The sequence below is a fragment of the Companilactobacillus kimchii DSM 13961 = JCM 10707 genome (assembly GCF_001435445.1).
Classification (GTDB): Bacteria; Bacillota; Bacilli; order Lactobacillales; family Lactobacillaceae; genus Companilactobacillus; species Companilactobacillus kimchii.
Genome location: NZ_AZDH01000001.1, coordinates 95,099 through 113,263 on the forward strand (window position 1 = coordinate 95,099; position 18,165 = coordinate 113,263).

The following is an 18,165-nucleotide window of genomic DNA, read 5'->3' on the forward strand; positions in this document are numbered from 1 at the left end:
ACCCTTATAAATGAATAGTAAGGCGATAAAAAAAATAGTTCCGAACGTCAGAACTACTTTTCTTATTAATTATTTCAAATCTAATTCATCAACCACTTTATCAATAACAGTATCAACACCAATATTTGTTAATAATGGTAACCCATTAATAACCGGAATTTTAATGGCATCATTATCATATTGCGTAGTCGTAATTGCCATATCATACTGCCCTGATAGAGCTTCAACCTCTGCAACTGATGATTGACCTAATTTATACTCATCTTGTGAAATCCCACGTGCATCTAATTCTTCTTGTAATTTGTTCATTGCTGCAGTACTTGTAACAACTCCTGCACCACAAGCTAATAAAATTTTTTTCATAATTTTATCTTCCCTTTATATTCGATATAAATATTATTTAGTTTCTGCTACTTTAGTACTATTTTCTTCTTCAATAATCTTCTTACGATTCCAAATACATAATCCAATAACCAAAACAAGTCCTATACCGTAAGCGATAATCTTATGTGTAGCTACTTGAACGAATAACCATGGAAATGGGTTTGAACCATAATCAATACTTGAAATTAATGACGATCCCTTTGGAATTGCAAAGTGTGCAGCTCTTGCACTCTTAGTAATAAGTGGGGCTAAATTAGTTCCTATCCAAAGTCCAATAATTACGTTTACAGCACCGATAATAAATGTACGGAAAAAGTCGCCATGTGTAATTGAAACAATTAATGGAAACATAAACACAAAACCAACTAAACCAATGGTAGGTAGAAATTGATTGCCGGGTAAAATAAAGGCAAACAATAAGGCAACAGGTATCATTAATGTTGCACAAGCCAATACTACTGGATTACCAATACCTACAGCGGTATCCATACCAATATAAATTTTACGGTTACCTGAGAACTTCTTTTGTGTAAACTTCTGAATATTTGTAGATACAGGAACAACACCTTGTAATAATAAAGCTGCCATTTTTGGTGTAATAATCATAACGGCTGACAAGGTTACACCCATTAACATCACTTTACCCAGCTTAGTTGCAATAGTCATACCGGGTACAAATCCATACGCAAGAATTCCAATGATAATACCAATGACAAAACCTAATAATGTTGGTTCTCCCCATGAACCAAATTTCTTATTAAAATCTTTTGCTTCGAGGTGAATCTTATTAATGCCAGGTATTCTATCTAAAATCCAATTTATAGCAATCGCAAATGGAACAAATGAACCAGCATATCCATGTGGAATTGAAATTCCGGGTAGTCCTAAATATTTTTCAGATAATGGAGCTGTACGATCAGCGATAACCATAATGACAATCATATTTACACTTGCTAAGAATAAACTTAAAACTATATCTTTTGTGAGTGCATAAACCAAAGACCCACTAAATGCAAAGTGCCAAAAATCCCAAATATCGACATCAATGGTCGATGTAGTCTTGGTAAGAAGCATAATAATATTAATTGCGATTCCTAAGGGAATCATGCTTACACCAACAGCCGTACCATAAGCAATGGCTGATGCGGATGGCCATCCAACATCAATAACCTGAAGATTTAAATGCATAACAGAAATCATATTTTTAATGGCTGGATTCATTACATCAGTCAAAATAGAAACTGTAGCATTTAATCCAATAAATCCAATACCAACCATCAGACCACCACGTAATGCTTTTGTAAATGGAACTTTAACTGCCAATCCAAATAGCAACATAACAATGGGAATCATTACAGTTGGTCCGAGACTAACAATGTACATAATAAAATCAATAACATGACTCATTTTCTTTTCCCCCCGTAACTAATCTATTTGTTTCGAAACAATTTCATATATTTCATCATTATCATCAAGATTAGATATCTTAGTTAATAAATCCTGATTCTGAAACATCTTCATAAGTTTCTGTAGCATATCCACTTGACTATGTGGTTCTTTCATAGCTAGCATGACTACAATTTTTACATTTATACTTTCGTCATTTTTTGCCATGTTATGAAATTCTACCGGATTCTTTAAAATTGCAATTGCTATTGCTGATTGTTTTACATACTTTACATCTGTATGTGGTATAGCAACTGGGATATCGCCAATTGGTAATCCTGTTGGATAAACTCTCTCTCTTTCCTTAACTGCCTGTTCAAAATCCTTATTAACTTTTCCAGCTTTAAATAGTTTTTCAGCTAAATAATGAATGATTTCGTTAGAATTTTTACTATCTACTTTGGAAAAAATCAGATTTCTTTGTGTTACTTCCATTCTTTTGCCTCCTCTCTGCAGGTTTAAGTTCTTTACAATCTCTATTAAAGCAACAATGAAAGCGTTTAAAAAGTTAACATTAAAAAATAAATGAGTGCAACTAGTGCACTACCCTCCTTTTAGCTACTTATCCTTACGGATTCATACGAAAAGAGTCTAGAAAGTGTTCTAGACTCTTTTTATCATCCTAATGCAATAAACATTAAGAATTAATTTAACAATATGTAAACGGTATCTTTTTTGTTGACTTCTCGACTCTATCCTTCAATAATTAAAGTGATACTTAATATTGGAGGCAATCATATGAAACAACGTTATATTGGTGAAACCAACTGGCAAACATCTGCAGTTGCTCTAGGTATTATGCGTATGGACAGTTTAAGTCCTGAACAAGCTGCTAAGGCTATCGATACCGCTTATGACAGTGGCATTAATTATATCGATTCCGCTGACATCTATGGCGGCGGCAATTCCGAAAAAATTTTTGGTCAAGCGTTAAAACAAAGCAGCGTTAAGCGAGAAGATCTATTTATCCAATCCAAAGGTGGAATCGTACCTGGAAAAAGATATGACTTCTCTAAAGAACATTTAATCAATGCTGTCGACGGCTGCTTGGAACGTTTAGGTGTTGATTACTTAGATTCATTCCTACTTCACAGACCAGATCCACTAATGGAACCAGATGAAGTTGCTGAAGCATTTGATGAATTACAAACATCAGGTAAAGTACGTCACTTCGGTGTTTCTAACTTCAATCCTGAACAATTCATGTTCTTACAAGAAAATCTTGATCAAAGACTTCTTATCAACCAATTACAATTCAGTATCATGCATTCTGGAATGATCGATTTTGGTTTACACACTAATATGACAGATACACGTTCAATCAATCATGATGGAGGACTCCTAGAATTCTCCAGACGTATGGGTGTAACCCCTCAAGCTTGGTCACCATTCCAATATGGTACATTTGCTGGAACATTCATTAACAACGACAAGTTCCCTGAATTAAATAAGAAACTACAAGAACTAGCAGACAAATATGGCGTAAGCAAAAATGCTATTGCCGCAGCCTGGATCCTTAGACATCCCGCTAATATACAAGTTATTATCGGGACAATGAATCCTGAACACATTGCTGACAGTGCTAAAGGTGGAGATATCGATCTTACTAAACAAGAGTGGTATGACATCTACTTTGCTGCTGGTAATGACCTACCTTAAAATAAATTATTTTCTTATGGTGTTAGTGGAATATCCGCTAACGCTTTTTTTATACAAAAAAGCATTGTGATTTTTCAAAAATCCAACACCACAATGTTTTGATAATTTTATTAGAATTCTCCTAAAAAATGAGCTGTTTTTTTACCTCTAGACAAATTAATTAATTTGAGTAATGAACTATCTTTATCTGGTTTCATAAATTGAACTAACTGTTCCTGACTCAACGGTCCTAAGAATATAGCCGCCAATTGTTGCATAGTTATCTTTTCAAAACCATCCTCCATTTCATCACATTTGACTAAAGTACCTTCCAATTTATACGTTCCATTATTCCATGGTGCAAATTTATCTTCGACTGAAAATGTAATCTCAGATTTCAGACTAAACGATTGAATCCATAACTTTAAAAATTCTTTTAAGTCAACAATCCTTATCATGGTATTTAACCATAATTGTTGCTCAATTCTAGGATCGTTAAAATCATAACTTAAATTATGATTAGATGTAGATACACCAATAATTTCAAATACATTGGACCCATGTGCCGTTAAAAAGGACCAGAGTTGTTGCCTAATATCATTAGATAAATAAATAAAATCAATAATCTCCATAGTGGTTCCATTTAAACGATAACTAACATAACCTGTAATCCTTTTCCCATCATATACAAAACCATAGTTTAAATTTGGGTACTGATAATTATGACGTTGCCACCACGTTTTATCTCTTAATTGCATCCCATGAGTTTGGCTTGCAACTATTTGATAACATTTCCATATATTTTCAATTTCTATATCATCTAATTCACACCTTGGTTTCCTAACCACTCGAAAACTTTTATCTTTTTTAAATTTGGGATAATTTTTCAATGGTACACGATAACTTATACGTTCTGTAAACAAATCATACCCAAATTTTCTATAAAAGCTAGGTGCAAAAGGTTCCAAAATAGCAACGATTTGACCATGGTTCTGAGCACTTTTCAGACTCTCTACCATTAAGTCGGATGCAATACCCAAACTACGATTTTCTGGATAAACTCCAACATGATTAATACCAACAGCAGGAATTTCATTATTATAAATATTAATTTTTATAGGTAAATTCAATACTTGTCCCAGTAACTTATTATCTTTAAATTCGCCAATTTTATCAGCCATATCCAATAGACAACCATAGTCTTTTGCTTTCTGCTCAGTATATGCAGAATGAAAAACATATTTACGTAACGATATAGACTGTTTTAAATCTGACTTATTCGTAAAATGTTTAATTTCCATATTTTCCCCTACGGTTTGAAATGTTTTTTATAATCTTTTACAAATGATTTAGATGCTGTTATCGCCTTAAAACTTTTATCAAAATCACGACTGAAATACAAATAAAGAATTGTATCAATAACAAAAAATTGTCCCGTTATTGAGTTTGTTGCCCCAACTCTTACATCCGGCTCCATTGGCCGACTAGTCTTTAGCGGAACATCAGCTAATTTAGACAAACGATTTTGTCCAAACATGGTTAAAGTGATGCAATACAATTTATTTTCTTTAGCGTACTCCGCCAAATATATCATCTCAGGAGTATCACCTGAATTAGATATTAACCAAATCGTATCCTCTTTAGTGGCATTGCTTAATTCTGTTAAAAATACATTAATGTCTCGTCCCACAACAACATGAAATCCAATACGCGACCATTTTTGGTGAATATTTTCTGCTGCTAATGCCGATGCTCCAATACCAAATACATATAAGGTTTTGGTTACCAATAATCTTTTTACGACTTTTTCGCAATCAGACATTTTTAAAATATCTTTCGTTTGTTGAATATTTTTTATTTCATTTTCGGCTAATTTATCCGTAATTGAACTGTAAGATTCATTAGCCTTAATATCCAATTCTTGATGTGGTTTTTGATCTTTAGCCGCTAAATCCATTGAAATCATAATTTTCATTGCAGTAAAGGACTCAATATCTAGTTTTTTTACCATTCGTACAATGGTTGCGGAACTTGAACCAGAAGCAACTGATAATTGTTTAACATTGTATTTAACGGTATCTTCCAAATGTCCCAAAATGTATTCAGCAACCTTTGCCTCAGCAGTTGTTAAATCATTTCGAGCGGACTCCACTCTATTTTTAAAGTTCATAAAATCCTCCTCACATGAAGAAAAAGCTCTGATAATAAAATTATCAGAGACTTTTTCTCATCAATCACTAATCGCTTTTAACTAATTAATGATTATGCTTCTTACTCAAAGCTTGAATTTTTCTAGTACGATCAGCAATCCATCCTTTGCCTTTACCAGCTAAAAATAGTTTGTAATTTCGAGTAAATGCCATAAAAAATACAATACTCCCAAACATAAAAATAATTTGTACGATAATTAATGCTATTTGATTATGTAGAGTAATGGTTCCAATAATTAGAAGGACAAAACTAGTCAATCCAACCAAAATACTCCAAATTTGATGACCATTTTCATAAACCTTATTAACCAATTTAATTGCCACCGTAAAGAGTATAGCTAGAACAACAAACATTAAAATTACATATGTCATTTTAATCATCCTTCCTAATATAGGAAATACTTTTCCACTTTCTTCTTAAAACCTTTATTATCATATTCCGTATCATCTATTAGTTCATTTAAATCCATTTCACTTCTAATATTCTTACCAGCCAAATATTCTATGAAATGATGATTAGTTCCAATAGATGGCGATACCAAATCATAAGTGAATTTATCCGTATAAAGATGAATCATAGACTTAAGAACACTATATCCTAATTTTAACGCATTAAATTTAGTATCTTTAATATGTATCTGTATTCCTTGACAAATTTCACCTTCAAATTTAGATGTTAAAGGTTCAAACCATACGGGTTGGAATGCAAGTTTACCTTCTTGAGTTATTTTACTATCGTCATTCATATAGCCTGCCAGAAGTTCACCATTTATCCAAGGAGCACCGACTTGCTCAAAAGGTCGTACGGTCCCTCTACCTTCAGAAAGGTTCGTCCCTTCTATTAAGCAAAGACCTGAATACAATCTTAACGCATCAAAAGTTGGTAAATTGGGTGATGGTGATACCCATGACAATCCATTTTGTCTAATATCTTTCCTACTATTCCAATTAATCATATGTCCGACATGTAAATCTAAATTAGGTAAATAATTATCTTTTATAAACTCTGCTAATTCACCAATTGTCAGTCCATAGCGATTAGGTAACGGTAACAATCCTACAAATGAAAAGTAATCTGGTGTTAACTCGTCTCCCAATGGATTTTCCCTTCCCAAAGGTAAAGGCCTATCCATAACCAATATCGACAAATTAACTTTTTCAGCTACTTGCATGACTCTTAAAAGAGTGTAGATATAAGTATAATATCGGATTCCAATATCTTGAATATCAAAAACAATTATATCCACGTCAGATAGCTCTGACTCCGTAGGTGCTTGATGACCTCCATACAAACTAATCACATCTAACTTGAGTTTATCGTCGTAGTAGCTGTCTACATTTTCACCTGCAGCGGCAACTCCGTGTAATCCATGTTCAGGCGTGAATAATTTAACTACTTTTCCATATTGATTCAGTACTTCTGACGTCAATTCAAATTTTGATGTCAGGCCAGTAAAATTAGTAACTAATCCAATATTTTTATTCTTTACAATATTCTGGTAATCCGAGGTGTTTTCGATTCCTAATATCATGATTAATTTTATCCAATACGAAACATCTTTTCATCAATTTCAGGAATTGTTTCTTCGTCAATCTTATCAACACTAAAGAATTGGTTACCAGCAGCCATTTTCTTTTTGAACTGATCAATTGCGTCTTCGTTCCCCTGAACTTCGGCAACTACTGTACCCTCAGGACCACGGGATGAAACACCCGTTAAATGAAACTGCATTGCATAACGTTGGGCAACATACTTTACTCCGCCTTCCGATAGTTTTCCATGAAATACTAATTTTTTACGCATTAATCAGTTTCCTCCTATTACTTAATTATTTAACAAAACTAAGCTGTCACACTTTGTGTTTTTTCTGAATCTTCTTCAGCTTTTTCTTCTTTTTCTTGTTCTAACAATTGTCTATCATACATCATTGTGAATGGATAGTAGATTACTAGGTAAATAACAAAGTTCAAAAGCATTAAGAAAATAGCACGTACATCAGCTTGTGTAATCATATAACCCATTATTGGGAATGGTACCGTAAATGGCGCCAACATAGAAGTCTTATTAACCAAATTCAAAGTCATCGCAAAATATGTAATTGTTGTTGTTATAAATGGTCCTACAATAAAAGGTATTGCTAAAATTGGATTTAGAACAATCGGAGCACCAAAGATAATTGGCTCATTAATATTAAATATACCTGGTACTAACGCCAATTTACCGATTTGCTTCAAATATGCAGACTTAGCAAAAATACATGCAATTAAACAAAGGGCTAAAGTACCACCGGATCCACCAATCCAAACGAATGTGTAGAATCCCTCAGTCGCAATATTATGAGCTAAATGACCTGCCGCAACCGCATCAGCGTTTTGTTGCCATAGAATTAGCCAGAATGGACGAACAAGGTTCCCAATGATGGAATCACCATGAATACCTGTTGACCATAACAATGTAATAAGTAGTGGTGGTAATACAACACCAATATATGAATTCATACCAACATGAATAATTGGTTTGAATAGCGTCATCAAGAATTCATTGATATTCCATTTTAAAATTCCTGACAGGATCCATACTACGATAATAACTACCGCTGAAGGAATAATAGCGGCAAATGAACGTGAAACTGATTCTGGAACCTGATCTGGCATCTTAATGGTTATATTATGTTTACTACAAAAGTTAATAATTTCAGTAGAAAAAATAGCAACGATAATAGCTGTAAACATACCTGATCCACCTAAGTATGTCATTGGCATTACCATGCCCAAGGCAACCTTAGGATTTGCTGCGTCATTGGCTAGTACTGGAACGGTTGTCATAAGAAAAGCACCCATTGAAATTAGTCCACTAGACAAAGCATCCAGTTTATAATGTTTAGCTAATTGATATCCAATACCAAACGCTGCATAAACAGCCATTAAACCAACGGTAATCCTATAAGGCAACATAATTGTTGCTACATATGGCTTAACAAGATTTTGGTAAGCTGGAATTGGAAATTGTGCAAAAAGAACAAAGAAACTACCTAGCATAACTAAAGGCATTGTTGCAATGATACCATCACGAATGGATACCAAATAACGGTTTTGAGACAATTTAACCATAGGTGGCATTAATTTTGCTTCAATCCACTCTAAAAAATTCTTCATTTTTTACATCCCTTTCTGTAAACGCTTTCTGATTTCGTTTTAAGTATAACACCTTGTTTTAATATTTCAATATTATTAGTTATTCGTTGAAATATAATTTCTAAAATAAACATATACTATCTAGTAAAATTAAATTTTGTCCATGGATACAGGTACTTTAATAAAGGCAATTCTTCCTTCTTAATGCTGGCTACTTTGTTCTTTCTACTATCGAAATGTGGCTGCAACACTACTTGTAATTCATTCTTATATACTCCAAATGCATCGTTACCAATTAAGATATCCCCAACATTAAATTGTTCTTTATTGTCATGTGCCCGATTTTCCTGTTCTCGATACTTAACTCTAGATTCTGTTGATCTAGCAACTAAGGCGTTACTATCCCCTCGACGATAATGATTTTCTTCTAATATAATTTTCTTTTCGACATCATTTATATCCGAAACCAAATCTACGGAAAAACTTAATTTATAGCGATTCAACTCTCCAAGCTTTTTCAATTCACCTTTGCTAGCATATGCATTGCCAATAATAACATCATCAATCAGACCACTCATAAACATAGATTTTGCCTGTACTTCTATTGGTAAATTACGGTCAGACTCTCTAGTAGGTAAACCATCATTAACATTCCAAGGACCCTGATTACCAACCTGACTAGAAACAAATGCGGCAGTATGAATTCCTCTATTTTTGAATCGTTTACTACAGCGTTCAAAGAATTGATCTTCTAACCCAGTTCCCACTTGTGGATAGAAATTATGACAACCATACAAAAATGGTTGATTGGCTTGATAACTTAATATGTTATCTAAGTATCCCGTATCATTACTCATATTTAATTCAATTATGAGTCCTTCCGGATTGTAAGATAAATCTGCTTCTGTAATTCCGTTAAAGCCCTGGTCCAATCTAACAGCAGAAACACCTAGTTTCTTAAAAAAGGATAAATCCGTATACGAGATACCTAATTGATTAAAAATTCTTGGGGAAACGTCCAATGTAGTTTGAAAGCCATGTTCATTTCCAAATTCTATAATCTTTTTAAATTTTCTTTCTGTTGTTTTAACATCTTTAGCTTCTAACATACTCATAAAAATTCTAGTAAACCCATATTTTTCTCCAAGTAATAAGTAAGCCTTATCCTGCTCTTCATTGCTATGGTCGGGATAAATTGATAAACCAATTTGTCGCATTGTCATATTTTAAAATCCTCCTTATGTTGCTGATACCAATAGATTGAACCTGAAGCATTGTTTCTACTTGTGGTTATGAATTTTGTTTCTGGATAAATATCTAAAATTGTTTTTTCAAATACGGATTTATAGAAATTGTTCTTTTGAAGAACACTTCCCGATTCACCTATAATTATTTTGGAAATATTAGTATGACGTCGCATCATTAGAATAGTTTGATTAGCTAAACTAATCGCTGCCGCCGATATAATCTCTTTAGCAATATGACTTTGAGACGATAATTTATTAGTTACCATAGATAACTCTGCTATCTCTTTACGATTGGAAGAATAAATTTTAGAAATTAAAGAAAATAAATCCTTCTGACCTACTTCTTTCAAATAATCATCGATAAACTGCTTATTCTTCCCCTGATCATAACTTGAAGTAAGAGTTTGTAAAGATCGTCTAGCAATATCATAGGCACTGCCTTCGTCCCCAACTAAGTAACCCCATCCCCCAATTCTATCGACATTTTCTCCAAATCTAGAAAATACGGCTGATCCTGTACCTGATAATGAAAGTATTCCCTCATTACCTGATAATATATTCCAAAGAGCTAAAGTGGCATCGCTCATTAAAACAACTGGTATATTGAATTTAGTCGTTAATTCTTTTTTTAAACCACTAATTTCGCCAAAAGTATCTAGTCCAGCTATTCCAATAACAATTCCAACACAATCTTTTAAAGAATATTCATTAAAAATAGTTTCAATCATCTTATTTAGACGTAATTTTGTTTTCTGTTCATCAATTAGAATATTACCGGAACCTGTTTCATAGTTTTTTTGTATATTCCCGTTAAGTTCTATAACTTGTCCCACAATATGGGTTCCACCACTATCAATTCCAACTATAAATGACATTTTTTGCCCCCTTTTCTTCTTGACTATAACGATGATTACGGTTACATTATAAACGCAAGAAATAATATTTCAACATAACTGTGATAAAACAGTTTTAATATTTCAAAAAGTGAGGTGTTATCATGGCAATTATTTCCGTTCATTTCTCCTCTAAGTTATTGCAAACACAAACGGTTGTCAGACTCATCATGCCGGATAGGCCCATAAATAAACCACTTCAAACTATTTGGTGGCTACATGGCTTGGGAGACGATGGCAGTGCATGGATCAGGAAAACGAGACTAGAATTATTTGCGTCACAATTTAATGTAGCTATCATCATACCGGACATGCAGAGATCATTTTTTCAAAACATTTATGGTGGATTACCTTACTTTGATTACTTAAGTAAAGAATTACCAAATTATTTAGAAACAATTTTCCCTTTAAGTAAAAATCAAAAAGATACTTTTTTGGTTGGAAATTCTATGGGTGGATACGGCTCGTACAAGTGGAGCGCACTTAATCCTGATAAATTTAGTTACGTTGCTACATTATCGCCAGTAACAAATTTAAATACTGTCACTTCGTTTATGGAGGATTATCAAAGTATCCTTGGCAAGGAACCTAACAAAATCACAAGTCTCTTTGATCTTATGTCACCTAACATTAAACAATTAAAAAAAATAAATTGGATACAATTCATGGGATCTGATGATTCTTTAAGAGAAGACAGCGAAGCATTTACAAAAAAAGTGCAAAATCAATTAAACTTAGATTTAAACCAAAATATTTTATCTGGAAATCATAATTGGACATTTTGGGACGAGCAACTACCTGAACTATTTAAGTGGTTACCACTCCACAAACTAGACTCAGGGGGCAATAATTAACATGAATGTAACAGAAATGCGTAATCCTAACTCAGAAAATATTGATAAGTACAGTACACGAAAAATCTTAAAAACTATAAATAATGCAGATCAAGAAGTTCCTAATGTTTTATCAAATGACAAAATCATTGATCAACTAGCTCTAATCGTAGATAAGATCGTAAAATCTTTTCAAAATGATGGTCACTTATTCTACATAGGTGCTGGTACTAGCGGACGGTTAGGGGTTTTAGATGCTTCAGAATGCGTACCAACTTTCGGAGTTAAGTCTACGATGGTCCAAGGTATTATCGCTGGTGGTTCCAAGGCCATCACACAACCTGTAGAAGGCGCCGAAGATTCATTAACACAAGCACCATTAGATTTACAAACTCACAATGTCACAAAAAAAGATGTCGTAATTGGAATAGCGGCAAGTGGTAGAACTCCATATGTCATTTCAGCATTACAATATGCAAAGAAATTAGGATGTGTTACAGCTTCTATAAGTTGCAATCCTGAATCAGAAATAAGTAAATATTCAGACTATCCTATTGAAGCTGTGGTAGGACCTGAAATCTTAACGGGCTCTACTCGAATGAAGTCCGGAACAGCACAAAAATTAATTTTAAACATGATCTCTACTACAGCAATGATTAGATTAGGGAAGACTTATAGCAACCTAATGGTTGATTTACAACCAACAAATCATAAATTAATTGATCGTGCTATTCGCATTATCTCTGAAGCAACTAACGTATCAAAAGATGCTGCTAAAACATATTATGAAAAATCTGATCAGCAACCTAAGGTTGCAATACTAATGGCACTTTGCAATATTGATAAAAATACTGCAGAACAACAATTATCAGAAACAAAGGGACGAATTGCCGACAATATTCAGTAAACTTCATTATTAACAGGAATTATGCTATAAAATAGTATAATTCCTGTTAGTTTTGTAATCGCTTAATCATATAATAGTAATAATCAATAAAGAAAAGAGGTTTCTCTCTATGTCAACAGTATTAGTTATCTACGCACATCCACAATCAGACAAAGAATCATCTACTAAAGCTCTCTACAATCATTTCATTAATGCTTATAAGTCCAGTCATCCTGACGATAAAATTATTGAACACAATGTTTCAGAATACATGCCTTTCCCATTGAATAAAATTGCTATTTCGATTTACAACAAATCGATGGCTCGTCAATCTTTCAATGCCGATGAGGAAAGATTTAAAGAAGCTAGACAAAAGTGGATTGATGAATTCGTTCAAGCCGACAAATATGTTTTTGTAAATCCAATGTACAATCTCTTTATTCCTGCCGAGATGAAGAGCTACATTGACATCGTGATGCAAGTTCCTGATACTTTCCACTACACTAGTGCAGGTATTCCTGAAGGTAATTTACATAATAAGAAAGCCATCCACATTCAGGCTAATGGTGGTAACTACCATGGCTCAAACGGTGCTCCGGATGCAAGTTCACTAGATCTTGGTCACCAATATATCGGTACAATCCTTCATATTATGGGTGTTGATGATTATCAAGGTGTTTTTGCTGAAGGAATGGATCACGATCCTCAAAATGCTGAAAAAATTCTAAATCAGGCTTTCGAAAAAGCTGAAGAAGCTGGTAAAAAATTCTAAAAAAATAGACTTCTATTGCCTAATAACTAGGAAATAGAAGCCTTTTTGTTAATAATTAGTTAGTGTTATTATTGATGCATGTCGTTATGACGATTAATAATTAAATCGAGGTTTATCCATGGAAACTGAATCAGACGCCAATGAAGTTATTGAAGCAATGAAGTGGCAAATACATCACACGAAGAAACAAATTGAATCATTAAATAAAGCTATTACACGTATTGGTGATGTTGAACAACTAAAAGTGAAGGGTACTTTGCTTAAAACTTATGCCTCACAAGTTGATGCAAAAAAAGGCTATGTTATCCTACCTGATTACCGAAATCAGAAGGAAATAACCATCTACTTAGACACTAAGAAATCAATTATTGATAACGCTGAAACATATTTTCATCAATATCACCGTGACCAACGCGGCTTGAAAACTATTCAAGATAATTTAAATAAAGCTGAGAAAAACCTGCAAAAACAAATTACACGTCAAACGAATTTTGATGCGACAGATTCTCACCAAGTTGAACTAGTTAGAGAACAATTGATTGCTGAAGATGCCATAAAAACTAAAATTCTGCATTCATCTAAAGCTCCAGAGCCTGCTCATCCACGTCGATTCTACACAACTGATCACGTCCTAGTTGAAGTTGGTAAAAACAGTGATCAAAATGACCACCTAACATTGACTGCCAATAAAGATTATTATTGGATGCATGTCAGTGAATTAGCCGGTTCTCATGTGGTCGTTCACAGTACCCATCCTAGCAAGCAAACATTATTGGAAGCTGCCAATTTGACTGCTTACTACAGTAAGGGACGTGGGCTTAAACAAGTACCTGTTGATGTTTTAAAAGTTGGACAATTATTCAAACCTGAAGGTGCAAAATCAGGATTGGTCATGTTTAACGGTAAGGCTAACACTTTAACGGTTGATCCTGATAAAGAATTAGCTCAAAAACTATCTGAAAAGAATTTGAAATAAGAAGTTTGATATCCCATAGATATCAGACTCTTTTTATTTCAACAAGTAAACTTTACTTTCATATGGTCGTAATTTTGTATTTTTATCATCAGCATAGTTGCCAATTAACAGTGCCCCATTCTCTTGCCCATAATCTCTAATTACTTCGTGATCAGCAAAGTTATTAATGACTAGTAAGGTTTCATCGTTATAACGACGTCGATAAGTAAAAACTTCTTCGTCTTCCATATCTATAACTGCGTAGTCACCATAAACGATTAAATCACTGTTGTGTCGCAATTCAATTAATTTTTGATAGTAGTAAAAGACAGAATTACTATCTGCTAAGTTCTCTTCAACGTTGATTTGAGAGTAATTAGAATTCACCGCTAACCAAGGCGTCCCCTCTGTAAATCCACTATTATTATTTCGGTTCCATTGCATTGGGGTTCTAGCATTATCTCGTGTCCGATAAGCTAAATACTTCAGCATTGTTTCCTTATCGACAATTTTTTCAATTTCAACAAATTCTTTATAAGCGTTTAAAGACTGAACATCTTCATATTGTGATAATTCAGTGAAGTGTGCATTCGTCATACCGATTTCTTCGCCCTCATAAACGTAAGGTGTTCCTTGTAACATGTGTAGAGTCGTTCCCAACATCTTAGCCGCTAAGACACGGTACTTGGGGTCATCTGTGGCAAAGCGAGAGACAGCTCGGGATTGGTCATGATTACTCCAATAGAAACTATTCCAGCCTTTCCCATCTAAAGCAATTTCCCACTTACTCAAAACTTTTTTTAAATCAACTAAATCAATTGGTTCATCGTTCCAATGACCTAAACGTTTATCAGGATTGGAAGAGATATTCATATGATTAAATTGGAAAACCATATTTAATTTATTCTCTTTTAAACCCGCATACTTAATAGCCTCTTTAGGCGTTGATCCTGGCATCTCGCCGACTGTCATCACATCATATTTAGACAAAACTTCATCATTCATTTCCTCTAGAAATTCATTTAATCGATGACCATTAGCCACTAAACTCGTTCCGCCATACTTGGCCCCTGCTTTTTTATTACCATCAGGCAAACCTTCAGGTTTGGAAATTAAATTTATAACATCCATTCTAAATCCATCAACACCCTTATCTAACCAGAAACGCATCAAATTCCAGACTTCTTGACGAACCTTAGGATTATCCCAATTCAAATCAGGTTGCTCTTTTGTATAAAGATGTAAATAATATTGATCTGTTGTTTCGTCGAATTCCCAGGCCGATCCATCAAAACGCGAGCCCCAATTATTTGGTTCATGACCATCGACCGGATCCTGCCAAATATAATAATTGCGATAAGGGTTATCCTTAGATTTACGACTTTCTTGAAACCACTTGTGTTGATCAGATGTATGATTAACAACCAAATCCATCATTATTTTCAATCCTAATGCATGAGCTTTTTCTAACATTTCATCAAAATCACTCATGCTTCCATAATTGAGTTGAATTGCACAATAATCACTAATATCATAACCATTATCTTTATCAGGAGATTTATAAACCGGATTCAACCAAATAACATCAGCACCCAATCTTTTGATATATGGCAAGCGACTAGTGATACCAGGTAAATCGCCAATTCCGTCGTTATTACTGTCTTGAAAACTCTTCGGATAAACTTGATAAACTACTGTTTTCTTCCACCAATCGCTATAAGCCATGAGAAACTCTCCTCGATTATCTATGTCATTTAAATTATAAAAAAATTTTACTAAAATAATTAGGATTTCAGCAATCAATTCTAAACAAAAAAATCATACCAACAAAGGCATGATTTCCCAGTTATAACAGCGTTTTACAATCTATATGTGAAAATTAATTATCGGTTTTCTTTAATTTAACTTTATTAGCCTTGTGATAGACCAAAAACGACGTAATAGGAACTGTTAAGATCACGCCAACTGTACAAATTAACGTAGTCAAAATCTCTGCCACGACCAATTTATCATTCAAAATGTCGGTGAATTTATATCCTAATGAATGGATTAAGAAAAATAAAGGAAATGTTGCCGAAAAGAAATTGAACAATAACGTATTCGTCTGCGTGTTAAGAATTTTATTCCCAACTGAAAAGCCATCATTAAATATCTCTGTTGGCGTCAAAGTGGGCTTATTTGAAACAATCTCATTCAAACCACTAGTAATAGCGACACTAGTTTCAGAAATGACACCTAAACTATTGATAACAATGATAGCAATTGCTAATTGCGGAAATGAAATTCCAGCTGCTAAAGAGAATGATTCAAGTTCATCCTGATTCTCAGGACCCATTCCTTGGGCACCAGCCCAATATTCCAAAGGAATTGTAATCAATAGAATAAAAGCCATAATTAATAATGAGGTTTGAAAAGCCGTATTAGCAGTATTGCCATTTTCAACATTCATATAAATCGCGACAACCAATATTACGATTGCAATAATACCCGTAGTGACTAAAATATTAAATCCATCAGCTATCAAAACCAAAAGCGCTATTACAGATATGACATTGATTCCTAATCCAAATAACAAAGTCAGACCACGAGTACCCGTCACCATCAATAGTAAAACAACAAAAGTTGCGAATAAATATAGCATGACTTACCTCCTTGTGATCACTTTGCTTGAAATAAAACTGGTTATCGGAACCGTCAAAACAATACCAATAGCACTAATTAATAATTGGGCAATCCCTAAACTAAGGGTCATATTTAAGGTGTAGCTGACTGAGTTACCATTGCTCAAATAAAGTAAAACGACATTCAAGTTCTCCGCTATAACGATAAAAAGCAAGATATTAATTAGGGGACCAATCAATTCTCGACCAATATTGATACCAGATTTAAATAGTGTTTTGGCAGATACATCAGCTACTTCTTTTTTCATTTCAATTAATGATGAAGAAATGTCCATTGTTTCATCCAAAATAACGCCTAAAACACCAAATAAAACTTGAGATAGGAAAACACCCAAGTAAGGTTGCAATTCAAAATCATCTAATTCCAAATGCATCCCACTGTAACCGGTCATACTTAAAACAAAAACACTCAACAGAATTGCCGCTGTTGTTGATATGACAGTACTTGAATAAGCCATTAATGCTGAATAAGTTGGTCCTAAAATAACTAATAGTGCCGTTGCAGATATCAATAGCGCCGTTACAACGGTTAAAGGAAGCAAGATACTGTTGTGTGTTCCAATAATTATTTGAAGATAACCAAAGTAGATTACCACATTGATCAAAACACTAATAAATAATTTTCGACGATCAAATTTCATACAATAAAGTAAAAATATTACTAGGCCGAAAGTAAATACTAACGGAGTATCACGTTTTAGGTTCTTAGCTGCATAGCCTTTTCCACTCTTAGTAAGAATTACCTGTTGACCAACACGATACTTAGTATCAGTCAATTGTGAATTATAATAAGTGTTTCTAAACGATACTGTTTGACCCTTCTTATCGGTATTCAGTAATTTTGCCCTGACTTTTTGAGTATATTCGGTATCAGTATTCTTATACTCATCCGTTGAAGTCTGTTTACTAGTTATTACAACGTTCTCAACCTTTACAACCGGATCATGATATAAAAAACTATCAAAATATGTTAAACCGGTTGCTAATAAGACAATCAAACCCACAATAACGAGTAAACGTATATTTTTTTTCATTGGAATCTCCTCGCATTTCTGCTCATGCTTACATTATATGTTTTTTTCAGA

General features: G+C 33.7%; 19 protein-coding genes. 5 read left to right on the forward strand and 14 right to left on the reverse strand.

Going from position 1 to position 18,165, the window contains the following annotated elements:
- Positions 1-69 precede the first annotated feature (69 nt).
- Genes FC97_RS00445 through FC97_RS00455 form a run of 3 tightly spaced genes read right to left on the reverse strand, consistent with a single transcriptional unit; the run spans position 70 to position 2,265 of the window.
- Positions 70-363, reverse strand: a complete 294-nt coding sequence (locus FC97_RS00445; protein ID WP_054642656.1) for a PTS sugar transporter subunit IIB — start codon at positions 361-363, stop codon at positions 70-72.
- A 33-nt stretch (positions 364-396) separates the two neighbouring features.
- Entirely contained in the window at positions 397-1,791 is a 1,395-nt protein-coding gene (locus FC97_RS00450) for a PTS galactitol transporter subunit IIC (protein WP_054642657.1), read from the reverse strand.
- A gap of 18 nt (positions 1,792-1,809) precedes the next feature.
- Positions 1,810-2,265: a PTS sugar transporter subunit IIA gene (locus FC97_RS00455; protein ID WP_056967615.1), complete on the reverse strand. Its 456-nt coding sequence runs from the start codon at positions 2,263-2,265 to the stop codon at positions 1,810-1,812.
- 303 nt (positions 2,266-2,568) lie between these two features.
- On the opposite strand from FC97_RS00455, the gene FC97_RS00460 reads away from it, so the two are divergent.
- On the forward strand, positions 2,569-3,489 hold the full coding sequence (locus tag FC97_RS00460; RefSeq protein ID WP_054642659.1) for an aldo/keto reductase: 921 nt from the start codon (positions 2,569-2,571) through the stop codon (positions 3,487-3,489).
- A gap of 110 nt (positions 3,490-3,599) precedes the next feature.
- Here the strand turns inward: FC97_RS00460 and FC97_RS00465 are convergent, their stop codons facing one another.
- The 8 genes from FC97_RS00465 to FC97_RS00500 all read right to left on the reverse strand — a co-directional run bounded on the left by FC97_RS00465 (position 3,600) and on the right by FC97_RS00500 (position 10,935).
- Complete coding sequence (locus tag FC97_RS00465) at positions 3,600-4,769, reverse strand: GNAT family N-acetyltransferase (protein WP_054642660.1); 1,170 nt, start codon at positions 4,767-4,769, stop codon at positions 3,600-3,602.
- An 8-nt stretch (positions 4,770-4,777) separates the two neighbouring features.
- Positions 4,778-5,638, reverse strand: coding sequence for a MurR/RpiR family transcriptional regulator (locus FC97_RS00470; protein WP_054642661.1), 861 nt, complete (start codon positions 5,636-5,638; stop codon positions 4,778-4,780).
- Positions 5,639-5,723: 85 nt separating this feature from the next.
- Positions 5,724-6,050: a hypothetical protein gene (locus FC97_RS00475; protein WP_054642662.1), complete on the reverse strand. Its 327-nt coding sequence runs from the start codon at positions 6,048-6,050 to the stop codon at positions 5,724-5,726.
- Between the two features lie 14 nt (positions 6,051-6,064).
- Positions 6,065-7,210, reverse strand: a complete 1,146-nt coding sequence (locus FC97_RS00480; RefSeq protein ID WP_054642663.1) for an exo-beta-N-acetylmuramidase NamZ family protein — start codon at positions 7,208-7,210, stop codon at positions 6,065-6,067.
- Between the two features lie 8 nt (positions 7,211-7,218).
- Positions 7,219-7,482, reverse strand: a complete 264-nt coding sequence (locus FC97_RS00485; RefSeq protein WP_054642664.1) for an acylphosphatase — start codon at positions 7,480-7,482, stop codon at positions 7,219-7,221.
- Between the two features lie 38 nt (positions 7,483-7,520).
- Positions 7,521-8,834: a PTS sugar transporter subunit IIC gene (locus FC97_RS00490; protein ID WP_054642665.1), complete on the reverse strand. Its 1,314-nt coding sequence runs from the start codon at positions 8,832-8,834 to the stop codon at positions 7,521-7,523.
- Between the two features lie 116 nt (positions 8,835-8,950).
- Positions 8,951-10,036, reverse strand: a complete 1,086-nt coding sequence (locus FC97_RS00495) for a DUF871 domain-containing protein (RefSeq protein WP_054642666.1) — start codon at positions 10,034-10,036, stop codon at positions 8,951-8,953.
- Positions 10,033-10,935 (reverse strand): BadF/BadG/BcrA/BcrD ATPase family protein, encoded by a 903-nt coding sequence (locus FC97_RS00500; protein ID WP_054642667.1) that lies wholly within the window; start codon positions 10,933-10,935, stop codon positions 10,033-10,035. Before FC97_RS00500 ends, FC97_RS00495 begins: the two co-directional genes overlap by 4 nt.
- 122 nt (positions 10,936-11,057) lie before the next feature.
- Here FC97_RS00500 and FC97_RS00505 point away from each other — a divergent pair, with 122 nt between their 5' ends.
- From FC97_RS00505 to FC97_RS00520, 4 genes are all read left to right on the forward strand, one after another.
- Positions 11,058-11,807 carry an alpha/beta hydrolase gene (locus FC97_RS00505; protein ID WP_054642668.1) on the forward strand — a complete coding sequence of 250 codons (750 nt, stop codon included), beginning with the start codon at positions 11,058-11,060 and terminating at the stop codon, positions 11,805-11,807.
- A gap of 1 nt (position 11,808) precedes the next feature.
- Positions 11,809-12,693, forward strand: a complete 885-nt coding sequence (gene murQ / locus FC97_RS00510; protein ID WP_054642669.1) for an N-acetylmuramic acid 6-phosphate etherase — start codon at positions 11,809-11,811, stop codon at positions 12,691-12,693.
- 109 nt (positions 12,694-12,802) lie between these two features.
- Positions 12,803-13,444 (forward strand): FMN-dependent NADH-azoreductase, encoded by a 642-nt coding sequence (locus FC97_RS00515; protein ID WP_054642670.1) that lies wholly within the window; start codon positions 12,803-12,805, stop codon positions 13,442-13,444.
- Positions 13,445-13,562: 118 nt separating this feature from the next.
- Entirely contained in the window at positions 13,563-14,420 is an 858-nt protein-coding gene (locus FC97_RS00520; RefSeq protein ID WP_054642671.1) for an NFACT RNA binding domain-containing protein, read from the forward strand.
- Between the two features lie 33 nt (positions 14,421-14,453).
- On the opposite strand, the gene FC97_RS00525 is transcribed toward FC97_RS00520, so the two are convergent.
- The 3 genes from FC97_RS00525 to FC97_RS00535 all read right to left on the reverse strand — a co-directional run bounded on the left by FC97_RS00525 (position 14,454) and on the right by FC97_RS00535 (position 18,114).
- Entirely contained in the window at positions 14,454-16,124 is a 1,671-nt protein-coding gene (locus FC97_RS00525; protein WP_056967617.1) for a glycoside hydrolase family 13 protein, read from the reverse strand.
- Between the two features lie 154 nt (positions 16,125-16,278).
- Positions 16,279-17,040 (reverse strand): YibE/F family protein, encoded by a 762-nt coding sequence (locus FC97_RS00530; protein WP_056967619.1) that lies wholly within the window; start codon positions 17,038-17,040, stop codon positions 16,279-16,281.
- 3 nt (positions 17,041-17,043) lie between these two features.
- Positions 17,044-18,114 carry a YibE/F family protein gene (locus FC97_RS00535; RefSeq protein ID WP_054642672.1) on the reverse strand — a complete coding sequence of 357 codons (1,071 nt, stop codon included), beginning with the start codon at positions 18,112-18,114 and terminating at the stop codon, positions 17,044-17,046.
- Positions 18,115-18,165: the final 51 nt, after the last annotated feature.

Excerpts from the sequence above, each read along its gene's own strand:
- FC97_RS00470 (WP_054642661.1), bottom strand. The coding sequence starts at position 5,638 with ATGAACTTTAAAAATAGAGTGGAGTCCGCTCGAAATGATTTAACAACT.
- FC97_RS00530 (WP_056967619.1), bottom strand. The coding sequence starts at position 17,040 with ATGCTATATTTATTCGCAACTTTTGTTGTTTTACTATTGATGGTGACG.
- FC97_RS00500 (WP_054642667.1), bottom strand. The coding sequence starts at position 10,935 with ATGTCATTTATAGTTGGAATTGATAGTGGTGGAACCCATATTGTGGGA.
- FC97_RS00475 (WP_054642662.1), bottom strand. The coding sequence starts at position 6,050 with ATGACATATGTAATTTTAATGTTTGTTGTTCTAGCTATACTCTTTACG.
- FC97_RS00515 (WP_054642670.1), top strand. The coding sequence starts at position 12,803 with ATGTCAACAGTATTAGTTATCTACGCACATCCACAATCAGACAAAGAA.
- FC97_RS00460 (WP_054642659.1), top strand. The coding sequence starts at position 2,569 with ATGAAACAACGTTATATTGGTGAAACCAACTGGCAAACATCTGCAGTT.
- FC97_RS00455 (WP_056967615.1), bottom strand. The coding sequence starts at position 2,265 with ATGGAAGTAACACAAAGAAATCTGATTTTTTCCAAAGTAGATAGTAAA.
- murQ (WP_054642669.1), top strand. The coding sequence starts at position 11,809 with ATGAATGTAACAGAAATGCGTAATCCTAACTCAGAAAATATTGATAAG.
- FC97_RS00520 (WP_054642671.1), top strand. The coding sequence starts at position 13,563 with ATGGAAACTGAATCAGACGCCAATGAAGTTATTGAAGCAATGAAGTGG.
- FC97_RS00505 (WP_054642668.1), top strand. The coding sequence starts at position 11,058 with ATGGCAATTATTTCCGTTCATTTCTCCTCTAAGTTATTGCAAACACAA.
- FC97_RS00480 (WP_054642663.1), bottom strand. The coding sequence starts at position 7,210 with ATGATATTAGGAATCGAAAACACCTCGGATTACCAGAATATTGTAAAG.
- FC97_RS00490 (WP_054642665.1), bottom strand. The coding sequence starts at position 8,834 with ATGAAGAATTTTTTAGAGTGGATTGAAGCAAAATTAATGCCACCTATG.
- FC97_RS00535 (WP_054642672.1), bottom strand. The coding sequence starts at position 18,114 with ATGAAAAAAAATATACGTTTACTCGTTATTGTGGGTTTGATTGTCTTA.
- FC97_RS00525 (WP_056967617.1), bottom strand. The coding sequence starts at position 16,124 with ATGGCTTATAGCGATTGGTGGAAGAAAACAGTAGTTTATCAAGTTTAT.
- FC97_RS00495 (WP_054642666.1), bottom strand. The coding sequence starts at position 10,036 with ATGACAATGCGACAAATTGGTTTATCAATTTATCCCGACCATAGCAAT.
- FC97_RS00445 (WP_054642656.1), bottom strand. The coding sequence starts at position 363 with ATGAAAAAAATTTTATTAGCTTGTGGTGCAGGAGTTGTTACAAGTACT.
- FC97_RS00465 (WP_054642660.1), bottom strand. The coding sequence starts at position 4,769 with ATGGAAATTAAACATTTTACGAATAAGTCAGATTTAAAACAGTCTATA.
- FC97_RS00450 (WP_054642657.1), bottom strand. The coding sequence starts at position 1,791 with ATGAGTCATGTTATTGATTTTATTATGTACATTGTTAGTCTCGGACCA.
- FC97_RS00485 (WP_054642664.1), bottom strand. The coding sequence starts at position 7,482 with ATGCGTAAAAAATTAGTATTTCATGGAAAACTATCGGAAGGCGGAGTA.